Source organism: Parasulfitobacter algicola, from assembly GCF_013315265.1.
GTDB classification, from domain to species: Bacteria; Pseudomonadota; Alphaproteobacteria; order Rhodobacterales; family Rhodobacteraceae; genus Parasulfitobacter; species Parasulfitobacter algicola.
The window spans coordinates 140,619-153,274 of sequence record NZ_JABUFE010000008.1 but is presented as its reverse complement, the minus strand read 5'-3'; the positions used below and the strand labels follow the sequence as shown (position 1 = coordinate 153,274).

14 protein-coding genes are annotated in these 12,656 nt (G+C 55.3%); all 14 read right to left on the bottom strand.

Annotated elements, in window-relative coordinates:
* Entirely contained in the window at positions 1-855 is an 855-nt protein-coding gene (locus HRQ87_RS13825) for a hydroxymethylglutaryl-CoA lyase (RefSeq protein ID WP_174139028.1), read from the bottom strand.
* A gap of 20 nt (positions 856-875) precedes the next feature.
* Positions 876-1,556 carry a glutathione S-transferase family protein gene (locus tag HRQ87_RS13820; RefSeq protein ID WP_174139027.1) on the bottom strand — a complete coding sequence of 227 codons (681 nt, stop codon included), beginning with the start codon at positions 1,554-1,556 and terminating at the stop codon, positions 876-878.
* Positions 1,553-3,568, bottom strand: coding sequence for an acetyl/propionyl/methylcrotonyl-CoA carboxylase subunit alpha (locus HRQ87_RS13815; RefSeq protein ID WP_174139026.1), 2,016 nt, complete (start codon positions 3,566-3,568; stop codon positions 1,553-1,555). Before HRQ87_RS13815 ends, HRQ87_RS13820 begins: the two co-directional genes overlap by 4 nt.
* Positions 3,561-4,130, bottom strand: coding sequence for a hypothetical protein (locus HRQ87_RS13810; RefSeq protein ID WP_174139025.1), 570 nt, complete (start codon positions 4,128-4,130; stop codon positions 3,561-3,563). The genes HRQ87_RS13815 and HRQ87_RS13810 overlap by 8 nt, the downstream gene beginning before the upstream one ends.
* Complete coding sequence (locus HRQ87_RS13805; RefSeq protein WP_174139024.1) at positions 4,127-4,579, bottom strand: hypothetical protein; 453 nt, start codon at positions 4,577-4,579, stop codon at positions 4,127-4,129. The genes HRQ87_RS13810 and HRQ87_RS13805 overlap by 4 nt, the downstream gene beginning before the upstream one ends.
* Positions 4,572-4,988 (bottom strand): ASCH domain-containing protein, encoded by a 417-nt coding sequence (locus HRQ87_RS13800; RefSeq protein WP_174139023.1) that lies wholly within the window; start codon positions 4,986-4,988, stop codon positions 4,572-4,574. Before HRQ87_RS13800 ends, HRQ87_RS13805 begins: the two co-directional genes overlap by 8 nt.
* Positions 4,989-5,156: 168 nt before the next feature.
* Complete coding sequence (locus HRQ87_RS13795; RefSeq protein WP_174139022.1) at positions 5,157-6,761, bottom strand: carboxyl transferase domain-containing protein; 1,605 nt, start codon at positions 6,759-6,761, stop codon at positions 5,157-5,159.
* A 25-nt stretch (positions 6,762-6,786) separates the two neighbouring features.
* On the bottom strand, positions 6,787-7,368 hold the full coding sequence (locus HRQ87_RS13790) for a hypothetical protein (RefSeq protein WP_174139021.1): 582 nt from the start codon (positions 7,366-7,368) through the stop codon (positions 6,787-6,789).
* 88 nt (positions 7,369-7,456) lie between these two features.
* On the bottom strand, positions 7,457-7,933 hold the full coding sequence (locus tag HRQ87_RS13785; protein WP_174139020.1) for a lysozyme inhibitor LprI family protein: 477 nt from the start codon (positions 7,931-7,933) through the stop codon (positions 7,457-7,459).
* Positions 7,934-7,936: 3 nt separating this feature from the next.
* Entirely contained in the window at positions 7,937-8,428 is a 492-nt protein-coding gene (locus HRQ87_RS13780; RefSeq protein WP_174139019.1) for a hypothetical protein, read from the bottom strand.
* Entirely contained in the window at positions 8,425-9,588 is a 1,164-nt protein-coding gene (locus tag HRQ87_RS13775; RefSeq protein ID WP_174139018.1) for an isovaleryl-CoA dehydrogenase, read from the bottom strand. Before HRQ87_RS13775 ends, HRQ87_RS13780 begins: the two co-directional genes overlap by 4 nt.
* A gap of 86 nt (positions 9,589-9,674) precedes the next feature.
* Positions 9,675-10,421: a MipA/OmpV family protein gene (locus HRQ87_RS13770; protein ID WP_174139017.1), complete on the bottom strand. Its 747-nt coding sequence runs from the start codon at positions 10,419-10,421 to the stop codon at positions 9,675-9,677.
* A 282-nt stretch (positions 10,422-10,703) separates the two neighbouring features.
* The gene (locus tag HRQ87_RS13765) at positions 10,704-11,276 is read right to left on the bottom strand and encodes a DUF924 family protein (protein WP_174139016.1); all 573 of its coding nucleotides are present in this window, start codon (positions 11,274-11,276) and stop codon (positions 10,704-10,706) included.
* A 99-nt stretch (positions 11,277-11,375) separates the two neighbouring features.
* The gene (locus HRQ87_RS13760) at positions 11,376-12,650 is read right to left on the bottom strand and encodes an MFS transporter (RefSeq protein ID WP_174139015.1); all 1,275 of its coding nucleotides are present in this window, start codon (positions 12,648-12,650) and stop codon (positions 11,376-11,378) included.
* Between the last annotated feature and the right edge of the window lie 6 nt (positions 12,651-12,656).

Here is a 12,656-nt window from a genome sequence, read left to right as displayed (position 1 = left end):
CTAGTCCCCCCGCATCGCAAGCGCCATTTGCGCGGCGTGGGCCAATACACTTGCATCCAGACCAGTATCATAACCCAGTTGGACCAGCCGCGCATGCACCGCCTCGGTCGCGACATTGCCCGCGGCACCGGGCGCATAGGGGCAACCGCCCAGGCCACCCACAGCCGCATCAAAGACCCGCAGACCGTGATCCAGCGACACCTCGATATTTTCCAAGGCACGCCCGCCTGTGTCGTGATAATGCCCCGCCAATCGATCCGGCACCGCCACGTCCAGCACGGCCTTCAACATGGCCTTGATCCCGTCGGGCGTGGCGCGACCAATCGTGTCGCCCAACGATACCTCATAACATCCCATATCGAACAAGGCCTTCACCACCCGCGCCACATCACCGGGCGCGACCGCGCCGTCATAGGGGCATTCGACCACACAAGACACATAGCCGCGTACGGGCAAGTCCACCGCGCGCGCGGCGTTCATCACGGGGCCGAAACGGTCCAGACTTTCGGCGACCGAACAGTTGATATTGGCCTGTGAAAACACTTCTGACGCGCTGGCAAAAACCGCAATCTCATCAGCCTCCGCCGCTACAGCGCCTTCAAACCCACGCATATTCGGTACAAGCGCGGCATAGCGCACACCGGGTGCGCGGGTGATCCCGGCCAAAACCTGGGCCCCGTCGGCCATCTGGGGCACCCACTTGGGGCTGACAAAACTGGCCACCTCAATCCGGTCAAAGCCCGCCTGACTGAGACAATCGACCAAGGCAATCTTCTCGGCCGCCGGAATGATCCGCGCCTCATTCTGAAGCCCATCCCTTGGTCCGACCTCGAATATTCTGACCCGCTCGCCCATCTTTATTGTTCCCTAAATACTCACGATCCCGCTGGCTGATCCCAGGCGGGATAAAACGGCTTCTCGTAAAGTCCCACCGCATCCTCAGGTGGCAAGGACGCTTTGAAAGCAAGGCGTTCCGTGATGCGCTGATACCACGCGCTGACCTGCTCAAACGGCTCAATCTGCGCAAAATGCCGCGCCATATAGATGGCCTGCCCCACACTGATGTCAGCCGCCGAAAACCCGCTGGTCAGGATGTAATCGCGCGCCTCAACAGGCGGGCTAAGACGGGCCTCTAACGCCGCATAGCATTTTTCAAGCCGCTTCGCTTCCAGCTTCATGACAATGGGGCTGCGCATGTGGTCCGCATAAAGCGCGACATGTTGCTGCGTCAGCGCGGCAGAGTGCTGGCTGATGGTTTCGGCAAAATGGACCCAGACCAGCCAGTCCATGCGGTCCATGTCGCCCGGCATCCGGCCCAAACCGCGTTCGGGGAAGCGTTCACACAGGTATTCGGTGATCGCACCGGTTTCGAACATGACCTCGCCATCGATTTCCAGCGCGGGCACGCGGCCGGCGGGGTTCAGCGTCAGATAGGCGTCGCTGCGCAGCGTCTTGTCAAAGGGATAGACGGCCAGTTCGAATTCGATTTCCAGCTCATTCAGCAGCCAGAGCGTGCGCATGGACCGGGTCTGGTGACAGTGATGCAAGCGGATCATGCGTCTTCCTCTAGCCGGATCAGCGCCTGCCCGGCCTCGACCTGGGTGCCCTCGGTCACTAGAACCTCGGCCACTTTACCTGACCTTGGGGCGGTCATGCTGTGTTCCATTTTCATCGCCTCCAGAATGGCCAGTCGGTCGCCCTCAGACACGTCGGCCCCTACGGTGACGCCGACCATTTTCACGAGGCCCGGCATGGGGGCTTCGATCACGTTACCGCCTGCCCCAGCCGCCGTGTCGCGGGCCAAGGGGTCGATCAGGTCGAAGGTATAGCCGTTACCCCAGAAGACACTGACGTGACTGTCGTGGGTTATGACGTCGGCGCGAACCGACTGACCGTCAATGCGCCAGCCTTCGGCGGTCTGCTCAATATGGTGGGTTATCTCACCGATAGTGACATCAAATACCCCGCCCGGTGTGAAACACCGGACAGCGCCCGACCCGCCCCCCAAGGCGGGCGCTTCTCGCCCACCCTCGGGCCGGGCGCTGCCCTTTGTCTTTATTATAGCAACTATTTGCCTGTCCTGATGGCCAAACTCCACCGTCTGCGCCACCGGTCCCCACAGCGAAAAGCCTGCAAACTCAGGCACGCCCTGATGCAACCCCATCGCACCCAAAGCGGCCAGCGACTGCGCGCGGCTGCAGGGTTCGGGCTGCACCGACAGCGCCTCAAGATCACGATCAATCAGCCCCGTGTCGACATCCCCCGCCTTGAAACCCTGATGCCGCGTCAGCGCACGCAAGAAGGCCAGATTGGTCACCGTGCCGCCTACCTGCGTCTGCGACAACGCGCGGTCCAGCTTTGCCAGTGCCACGTCGCGCGTGTCACCCCAGACGATCAGCTTGGCGATCATCGGGTCGTAATAGGGCGAGATCACATCGCCCGCCCGCACCCCGGTATCGGCGCGCGTGCCCGACGGAAACTGCAGATGTTCCAGCGTACCCGTGGCGGGCAGAAAACCCTTGGGCACGTCCTCGGCATAAAGGCGGGCCTCAAACGCATGACCGGTCAACGTCAGATCGTCCTGAGCGACCGGCAGCGGCTCCCCCGCCGCCACGCGCAATTGCCAGGCCACCAGATCGATGCCCGTGACATATTCTGTCACGGGGTGTTCGACCTGCAATCGCGTGTTCATCTCCATAAAGTAAAACCGGTCGGGGCGCAGACCCTGGCTGCCATCGACGATGAACTCAACCGTGCCTGCACCGGAATAGCCAATCGCCTCGGCGGCGCGGACGGCGGCCTGACCCATGGCCGCGCGCATGTCGTCGGTCATGCCGGGTGCCGGCGCTTCCTCGATCACCTTCTGATGGCGGCGTTGCAGCGAACAGTCGCGTTCGAACAGATGCACCGCACGGGTGCCATCACCAAAGACCTGAACCTCGATATGCCGGGGCTGGCTGACGAATTTTTCGATCAGAACGGCGTCATTGCCGAAAGCACCCTTGGCCTCGGCCCGTGCGCTGGCAAGGGCGGCCTGAAAATCGGCCGGGCGGTCCACTTTGCGCATCCCCTTGCCACCACCGCCCGCGACGGCCTTGATCAGCACCGGATAGCCAATCGTGTCAGCCGCGCCGGACAGATGTTCAGGATCCTGATTGTCACCGTGATAACCCGGCACGACGGGCACGCCCGCCTGCTCCATCAGCGCTTTGGCAGCATCTTTCAGACCCATCGCGCGGATCGCATCGGCGGATGGCCCGATAAAGACCAGGCCTGCGTCCTGTACCGCCTGCACGAAATCGGGGTTTTCCGACAGAAACCCATAGCCCGGATGGATCGCCTGCGCACCGGTGTCGAGTGCTGCCTGAATGATCCGATCACCGCGCAGATAACTGTCGGCCGGGGCCGCACCGCCAATATGCACGGCCTGATCAGCCACCTGCACATGCAAGGCGTCGGCATCGGCATCGGAATAAATCGCCACCGTGCGCACACCCATGTCCGCCGCCGTCCGCGCCACCCGCACCGCAATTTCCCCGCGGTTCGCAATCAGGATTTTGTCAAACATTTTCGCCCCTTGCGCCCTGAACCCAACCGTTGTCCGGATCATAGGTAAACGGCGCAAAGTCCCGCACCTTAATCTGTTCATCCGTTAAATGCAGATAATCAAATCCATACCCAGACATTATGATTTGAAGTCGATTATGCGTTTTCTGTATATTGAACCCATGGCAAAGGCTGGAAAACTGAACCGTCAATTTACCATTATTATAGACCTTGAAATCTGCCTGCCCCGCGCCTTGGCAATTTGTACCAGTAGGCCAGTTTCGAAACCCAGTCTGCACCAAAACGACAGAAGCGGAATCGCAATCTGCTAATATGTAAGGTTGTTCAAAATCTTCGATATCCGTTCGTAATGGCGTGCCGCCACGTCCCCCGGGGAAATCGGGGCGCAAACGATGCGATGATACACCAACTGTCGCAGAACAATCTTCCAGCACTGGGTCGCATTGCGTTATGATCATACGATCCCGATCTTGCGGAAAGATGATGTCCGCATGAATCGCGACAAAGGGCAACATCGCAAAAATCGAAGCCACAAAAAATATAAGATATCTGAAATTTGTCATTCATCACCCTTTTTGAAACTGCGATAGCGGTGGCGGTAGATCAGGTTGGGACGGTCGCCGTCGAGGATGTAGAAGATGATTAGAATATGAATGGCGGCCAGAAAAACAGTCACAATATCAGCACTCATCATTAGTAACAAAATCTGAAGACCCCCGGAAACTGTAACCAGCCAAACGCTGACAGGGGCGCGCAAAACAAGCGCCACAGCCGTCAAAAGATAAAGAAAAAACAGTGCCAGAAAAAGAAATGAAAAGCCAAGCGTAAACAGAAAACCCAACTGCCCCATCGCGCCAAGCGCAAACCACGCGGCAATCAGATAGATCAACAGCCCCGGTTTACCCAAAGGATGTGCGCGCGCCATCTCGGGCGTTACGTTGACCCATTGCGCACCGGTTTCCTTGTCGTACTGTCCACGCTCTGCGCCCTCTGGCAGGTCGTCGTCATCCATTTTTCAAATCCTCGATCAGTTTGAACCGTTCGCAGACCAGCTCCATATCTGGTGCAAAACCTCCGTTCCGTTCAAAATAGGTCTGATGATCGCGCCGCCAGCCGTCAAGGCTGTCATTTTCGCCCTCTGCCAGTGCAAAGTCTGCAGTAACGTCGCAAAAGCGGGTGATTGTGACGTCGACGGTTTCGATGACCAGGGCCGGTGCGCCATCCCATTCCAGCGCGATGTCCTGCCGACCGACTACGGGCATCGCGTCACCCCCTGGCCCAAAATCCCGCAACGCGCCGCAGGTGGCGGTTTTCTGACCGGCACGGACCAGCGCCAGCAGGTCATCACAAAGCGCTTTTCTATCACCGAAGGTGAAGCTTTCGGCGCCGGGGTATTGAGAAAGGCAGTCGTCAAGGGTCATTGGTTATTCTGCACTACAGCGGTGAGGGCAGCGACCGGCCCGAGGGTGGGCGAGAAGCGCCCGCCCTGGGGGGCGGGTCGGGCGCTGCCCGGTGGTGCCCACCGGGCGGGATGTACTGATCGAAACGACGGAAAAATCTGTTGAGTTCTCTTCATGACCGTTGCTGCCCTACATCCTGAACACGCCAAAGCGTGTTTCTTCGATGGGTGCGTTCAGTGCGGCAGAAAGCGACAGCTCCAGCACGTCGCGGGTTTTGCGGGGGTCGATGATACCATCGTCCCACAGGCGCGCGCTGGCGTAAAGCGGGTGGGATTGGCGGTCGAACATCTCGATCGTGGGGCGTTTGAAGTCGGCCTCGTCCTGGTCGGACCAGCTTTCGCCCGCCTTTTCCATCGCCGCCCGCTTGACCGTGGCCAGCACGCCCGCGGCCTGTTCGCCGCCCATAACACTGATGCGGGAATTGGGCCAGCTGAACATGAAGCGCGGCTGATAGGCGCGACCTGACATCCCGTAGTTGCCCGCGCCGAAAGACCCGCCGATGACCATGGTGATCTTGGGCACGCTGGTTGTGGCGACCGCTGTCACCATCTTGGCCCCATGCCGCGCGATACCTTCGTTTTCGTACTTTCGCCCGACCATAAAGCCGGTGATATTCTGCAGGAAAACCAAAGGTATACGGCGCTGAGAACACAGTTCCACAAAATGCGCGCCCTTGATCGCGCTTTCGGAAAACAGCACGCCGTTGTTGCCGATGATCCCGATGGGGCAACCGTTAACATGGGCGAAACCGGTGACCAGCGTTTCGCCAAACCGGGGCTTGAATTCGTCAAAGCGCGACCCGTCGACCACCCGCGCGATCACCTCACGAATGTCATAGGGCGTGCGCAGGTCGGCGGGGACGACGCCCAGCAATTCCTCGGGGTCATAGGCGGGGGCCTGCGGCGTTTCCCACTGCACGGTCGGGGGCTTCGCGCGATTGAATGACCCAACCGCCCGCCGCGCCAAAGCCAGCGCATGGGCGTCATCTTCGGCTAGGTAATCAGCCACACCGGACAGGCGCGTGTGAACATCGCCGCCGCCTAGGTCTTCGGCCGTCACGACCTCGCCCGTTGCGGCCTTGACCAGGGGCGGACCGGCCAGAAAGATCGTGCCCTGTTCCTTGACGATGATCGTGACATCCGACATCGCGGGCACATAGGCGCCGCCCGCGGTACACGACCCCATGACAACGGCGATCTGCGGGATGCCCTTGGCCGACATCCGCGCCTGATTATAGAAGATGCGGCCAAAGTGATCCCGGTCGGGAAAGACCTCGTCCTGATTGGGCAGGTTCGCACCACCGCTATCGACCAGATAAATGCAGGGCAGATGGCATTCCTCGGCGATTTCCTGGGCGCGCAGGTGCTTTTTGACGGTCATCGGATAATAGGTGCCGCCCTTGACCGTGGCGTCGTTGCAGATGACCATGACGTCCTGCCCTTGAACCTGCCCCACGCCTGCGATGACGCCTGCGCAGGGGGCGGCCCCGTCATACATCCCATGCGCGGCCGTCGCGCCGACCTCAAGGAATGGGGACCCCGGATCCAGCACATTCGCCACCCGGTCCCGCGGCAACATCTTGCCCCGGCTTAGGTGCCTGTCCCGCGCCCGCTGACCACCCCCCGCCGCGGCCTGAGTGGCAACCTCTTGAACAGCGGCCAACGCTGCCAAATGCGCCTCGCGGTTCTGGCGGGCCTGATCGGAATTGGCGATAAAGGCAGAGTTTAGTTTCATGGATGACCTGCTATAGGGCTATATTTCATTGGGCTGTCATTTCTGAACTGATAATTTTATCGCGGAAATCTTCGGCACTGGACCAGAAAAATATCGCCGTAATTGCTTGACAATGCAGGTTATCGGGAATGGCCAAAGCTTTTTCTACAGCTGAATATAATGACGAGCAAAATGTTGGATCATAGAAGTCATCATTGAATGAGTCATTTAATAACTCGTGTTCTTGGAAGAGATTATTCTTGGTTAAATTTCCCAAACCCATTGCCGCCGCGCTGACACGGTCGGCATCAATATCTACAGCGATACCCTCGCGAAGATCCAAAAGTGTTTGGGTGAAATTGCCAAGACACCCCTCAATATCACTGCTTACAATGCATCTTTCCATCTGATCTTGCCCACAACTCAACCGAATAAACGAATAAAGAAATGAAGGATCACCGATAATTTTTTCAGTATTGCAGCTTTCACTTTCGCCACACATTAAAAATCCATGATACCGCGCGCGTCCTTCCAATTCCGTGCCGATACAGGCATGAAATTCATCAAATTCCTGCGCATAGGCAGCGTTTACAAAGAACAAACTAGCGATGAAAAAGATGTGCCTCATCATAGGTTTACCTTTCGAAGGTAGTGTTTTAAAAACATAAAAATCACGTAAAACCTTGCCTGATTATAAAGTCCGTATTGCATGATCTTTAAGGCATCTTTCGCAATGCAATCACACGCTCAACAGTGGTTTCAAGAAGGCAATAGACCTCAGATGGCCCCTCACCCGACCCGCCGAACATAGATTTCATAACCGCGTGACATTGCGCATCACGATAGGCTTCCCAAGCGGTTTGCGAATTCAATACGGCCTGTGTAAAACTGTACTCCAGCGGCGTTTCCTTTTCCATTTCAGTGCCATAGCCGGCCACCTTAATGACGTCCTGCGCCATGACGCCGTTCCAATATTCCAACTCACGCGAGGCGCATATAACGAACGGTTCTTCGGCCTCACATTCGCGCGTCGACAACAGGAAACAGTCGCGCAGTTTTGTGGGATTCGCATCCAGCCCAGAGTGTTGCTGAACGCAGCTTTGAGTGGCTAGCGGGAATGGCGGGGGTAGGTCGGCTTGTGCAGAGTGCCCAATAAGAATTCCAACGCTCAAAAAGATGCTAAAGAATCTCATGTTTTAATTCTTTATTCCGAGACTGATTGCAACCCGACGTAGATAAATCAGTTCTTTTGCTAACTTATGATCATTACAGTTTGCGTAATGCGTCCCGTGGAGTTCACACACTATTTTTGTTTGAGACATCGTGAATCGAGCTTCAAAGCGATCAAATGTATCACGACGAAAGTCCGTCGTTCTGTTTTGCCATTTAACTTTTTCGCGCAGTACAGAAACTTCGTTATGCATATAATCGAACACATCGTGCTTGCAGCGATTGACCATAACCAACTCTGTCACGCCATCAGTATCTTCACAAACTTGCGAAGCCCCTTCTATACATTGAAGCTGAAGAAGATGAACCAAATCTGGGTGATTATTAGGTACGGAGTGGTCAAAACATTCTTTAAGCCAAGGAACGACATTTGCGCTACCTTGCATAAAAACTTCAGTACGACCGGTCGTCGCCACACAGGTCACAAGGACGAAGTATAACGCGAATACAGCTCTCACACCATCGCCCCCATCAGCTCGCGGCCAATCAACATACGGCGGATCTCAGACGTGCCGGCGCCGATTTCCATCAGTTTGGCGTCTCTGAAAAGGCGGCTGACGGGGGTATCGTTCATGAAACCGGCGCCGCCCATGGCCTGAACGGCCTGATGGGCCTGTTTCATCGCCTCTTCACTGGAATAAAGCACACAAGCTGCTGCGTCCTGGCGGGTGACCTGCCCACGGTCGCAGGCTTTGGCGACCTCATACACATAAGCGCGGGCGGTGTTCATTGCGGTGTACATATCGGCGATCTTGCCCTGCATAAGTTGGAAGCTGCCGATGGGTTTGCCGAACTGTTTGCGTTCAGCCATATAGGGCATAATCTCGTCCAGACAGGCGGCCATGATGCCGGTGCCGATGCCCGCCAGCACGACGCGTTCATAATCCAGCCCCGACATCAGCACCTGAACGCCGCGGCCTTCCTCGCCCAACACATTTTCAAAGGGAACCTCAACGTCTTCAAACACCAGTTCAGCCGTGTTTGACCCGCGCATGCCCAGTTTGTCGAAATGGGGGCTGGTGCTGAAGCCCTTCATGGTTTTTTCGACAATAAAGGCGGTGATGCCTTTGGACCCCGCATCGGGGTCAGTCTTGGCGTAGACGACAAGCGTGTCGGCGTCGGGGCCATTGGTGATCCAATATTTCGTGCCGTTCAGGCGATAGTGATCGTTGCGCTTTTCGGCACGCATTTTCATGCTGACGACATCGCTGCCAGCGCCAGCTTCGCTCATCGCTAATGCACCCACGTGGTCACCGCTGATCAGACCGGGCAGATATTTTTGCTTTTGTGCATCACTGCCGTTCAGTTTGATTTGGTTCACACACAGATTGGAATGCGCCCCATACGATAGCGAAACCGAGGCGGAGGCCCGCGCGATTTCTTCAACGGCGATCGTATGGGCCAGATATCCCATACCCGCGCCGCCGTGTTCTTCGTCGACGGTGATGCCAAGCAGGCCCAGATCACCCATTTCGCGCCACAGCTCGGGCGGAAAGCTGTTGGTTTTGTCGATATCAGAGGCAATGGGTTTCACACGGTCTTGCGCCCAACGGTGGACCATATCGCGCAGAGCATTGACGTCCTCGCCCAAATCAAATTGCATGGATGAATTGAACATTGGCCCTTCGCCCCTTTATTGAACACTTGTTCAATATTTAGCGAAAGCAATGACAGCTGTCGAGTCTGATATAGCAGTAATCGCTTTCAGAAAGAAAAGCTAAGCCCGACCAAACCGCTGAAAATCTGATCGTCTTCGACGATTGGGCTGTCGGTGATTTCATCGCCCAGAAATTCCGCTTTGACCGACGCAATCACACGTGACGTGTCGGACAATGGAAACCCCGAAGATACACTGAAATATGGAGTTAATGTGCTGTCCAGATCATATTCGGGCCGATCAGATCTGGCCTCGCCCGATGTGACGCCAAACATATAGCTACTTAGTTCTTCACTTTTCCAGCTAAGACCTGTACCAAAAATCAACGGCACTGGCCCAAAATTGGTGCGATTGGACAATTCCAGCAGAAACTCCTGACCGTCATGTTCGCCCGTAATCTCTTGTAAAAGCGTGGCGGACAGATTTGACCGATCTGTCAACGAATAGCTCAGCTTGCCGCCTGCGTCCAAAGTGACTTCACGATCGATACCATCCAACTCATCCGCATCCGGATCCCGCAATGCGGTAAAACGGGGACGTGCCAGAAGCTCAAACCGCAATGCATCAAGGGAATAAGCCGTCACCGTCGCACCATCTGCGCCAAGCGAAAACCCATCGCCTTTATAGCGAATTAGAGGAACGGCAGAAAAAGAAGTATCTTCGCCCTCATAAGGATTTGTCGAAAACCCTGCCCCAAGACCAAGCGAAAACCCTGTTTGTTCATCCTGAGCATATCCCATCGATGCGATGGAAACAGCTGCGCACCCAATTGCAAAAAAGATCGCAGATTTCATACGACTATACGCCCTTACCAACTACGCCAGATATTTTACGACTTCGATCAGCAACAACAAAAGCTGCCAAATACAAAATCAAAAAATGTCTGAAGTTCCCCAATATATGGATCACTAAAGCGGAACTTCTACAGTTTGGATAGAATTAAAATTAACCTCGATCGGATAACGCCTTGCAACGGCGTAAAACGCGCAATTTTCCGCTTAAGGTTGTGCGTTCATGCAACAGTTAAAAAGCTGCAAAAGCTATTCTTGCACAGTTTCAGGGCTATGGATCAAGAATCAGGCGGTCAAAGCATCCACAGTTGCGCCGTACCCGCCCTCTTGGATAAAGGCCATTTCTGGCGCAGTGCTTGTGCGATCCAAAGCTTCATTACGAAATGGAAACCGTCCAAAGCGACGAATGACTTCTCGGTGGGCTTTGGCATGCAACAGATTGCTTGCGCCCGTCTCTGGCATCCGTGTCAGAATCAAGCGCACGGCGCGTTCCTGATCGCACAGATTTTCCGAATGCATCATCGGAAGATAGAAAAACTGCCGGGCTGGTTCGTCGATCTTCATATCCCAACCGCGGTCCACAGCAACCTTTGCCGCGGCCAGCGCGGGTTTATCACTGGAAAACGCCTTGGCCGTATCACGAAACATGTTGCGAGGGAATTGATCTGTCAGAATGATATAAGCCAGCATACCAGTTGGATAGGTCAGCCAAAGGCCGAAATTACCCTCCATCGCCTCATGCCACATCGGTTCAAAGCGGTTGCGAATATCTGTATCAAGATCATCACTGGATGTGTACCAGGCCGACGGATCAACCTCGTCCAACCAATAGGACAATACATCTTCTGGTCTAGCCATAAATTGGCCTCCTTAACTCAGCTTACCCCAGTGCACATAGGAAGCGTTACAGAAGACGAAAAGGCACGCAACTGGTTTGCGTTAACACGTTTGCAATATTCATGCCTGTGTTTCATTTTCGCTTATTTCATCCTCAAGCGATGTTTCGATGAACACTTCTTGGGCAACTTCAACAGCCACGGGCGACGCCCCCGGTGTGATTTGCGCATAGGATGTCGTTTCTTCGATCGTGATGCTGCTGGCCCGCTGTGTCATGCGGTAAATGGCATAACCCGCCATGCCGATCATCAAAAGCGCGACATACGCAAAGAAGCCTTCGGGACCGATCACTTGCATCATCCACCCAGTAATCAACGGCCCCGCAATAGCCCCCAGACCATTGATGAAAATCAACCCCCCCGACGCCGCCGCCATATCCTCATATTCCAGGAAATCATTCGTATAAGCTATCAGCAATGCATACAGTGGCGTCGACGTCCCGCCGATCAGAAATGCCGATGTTAAAAGCAGTGGGTAATACCCGCCAAACATGAACCCAACACACCCCCCGAAACCACCAATCGCGGATATAACAAAGATCAGTTTTCGCCGATCCACTCGGTCTGAAATCCACCCGATGGGGTACTGTAAAACCAAAGCGCCGATATAAAACGTCGACACCAGAATTGAGATCTGTGTCAGCGATAATCCCGACAACGTGCCGTAAACGGCAGACATCCCGAACTGTGCCGCAAACACCCCGCCCAACAGGAACATACCCATACAACCAAGCGGTGATGTTTTAATAAGTTTCCTTATTGTCATGGGCTTAGAAGTATCAAACGCAGGTGTCGGGCTGATCGACAGCAAAATCGGCGCAAATGAAATTGAGACTAAAACTGACGGGATCACAAACAGCAAATAGCCGGAATTGTCTGGTAAAATCAGCAGCCCTTGCGCTGCGACGACGCCTGCCATTTGCACGATCATATAAAGCGATAACGCCTTGCCGCGGTTTTCATTGGTGACCGCATTGTTCAGCCAGCTTTCCGCTGTGACATAGACCCCCGAAAAGCAGAACCCGATGATCACCCGGCCAAGGCTCCAACTGGCCAGATAAGGCAAGGTGGGATATAGGATCAGAACGGCCGAAATGAACGATCCAAGGGCTGCAAAAACACGCACGTGTCCCACACGGCGGATCATTTCGGGGGCCAGTTTGGAGCCCCCCAAAAAGCCTAGAAAATAGGATGACATGATGATCGACATTTCAAATGTCGAAAGACCTGCCGCAGGCCCACGGATACCTAACAGCGAACTTTGCAGCCCGTTGCCCACCATCAAAAGCATAACGCCAAGCAGCAATGCCCACGAGCTTCTTAAAACCTGAATCATCGCAGC

Coding starts and splice junctions, on each gene's coding strand:
- HRQ87_RS13790 (WP_174139021.1), bottom strand. CDS start 7,368: ATGAGGCACATCTTTTTCATCGCTAGTTTGTTCTTTGTAAACGCTGCC.
- HRQ87_RS13770 (WP_174139017.1), bottom strand. CDS start 10,421: ATGAAATCTGCGATCTTTTTTGCAATTGGGTGCGCAGCTGTTTCCATC.
- HRQ87_RS13805 (WP_174139024.1), bottom strand. CDS start 4,579: ATGGATGACGACGACCTGCCAGAGGGCGCAGAGCGTGGACAGTACGAC.
- HRQ87_RS13760 (WP_174139015.1), bottom strand. CDS start 12,650: ATGATTCAGGTTTTAAGAAGCTCGTGGGCATTGCTGCTTGGCGTTATG.
- HRQ87_RS13765 (WP_174139016.1), bottom strand. CDS start 11,276: ATGGCTAGACCAGAAGATGTATTGTCCTATTGGTTGGACGAGGTTGAT.
- HRQ87_RS13810 (WP_174139025.1), bottom strand. CDS start 4,130: ATGACAAATTTCAGATATCTTATATTTTTTGTGGCTTCGATTTTTGCG.
- HRQ87_RS13785 (WP_174139020.1), bottom strand. CDS start 7,933: ATGAGATTCTTTAGCATCTTTTTGAGCGTTGGAATTCTTATTGGGCAC.
- HRQ87_RS13825 (WP_174139028.1), bottom strand. CDS start 855: ATGGGCGAGCGGGTCAGAATATTCGAGGTCGGACCAAGGGATGGGCTT.
- HRQ87_RS13795 (WP_174139022.1), bottom strand. CDS start 6,761: ATGAAACTAAACTCTGCCTTTATCGCCAATTCCGATCAGGCCCGCCAG.
- HRQ87_RS13815 (WP_174139026.1), bottom strand. CDS start 3,568: ATGTTTGACAAAATCCTGATTGCGAACCGCGGGGAAATTGCGGTGCGG.
- HRQ87_RS13775 (WP_174139018.1), bottom strand. CDS start 9,588: ATGTTCAATTCATCCATGCAATTTGATTTGGGCGAGGACGTCAATGCT.
- HRQ87_RS13800 (WP_174139023.1), bottom strand. CDS start 4,988: ATGACCCTTGACGACTGCCTTTCTCAATACCCCGGCGCCGAAAGCTTC.
- HRQ87_RS13820 (WP_174139027.1), bottom strand. CDS start 1,556: ATGATCCGCTTGCATCACTGTCACCAGACCCGGTCCATGCGCACGCTC.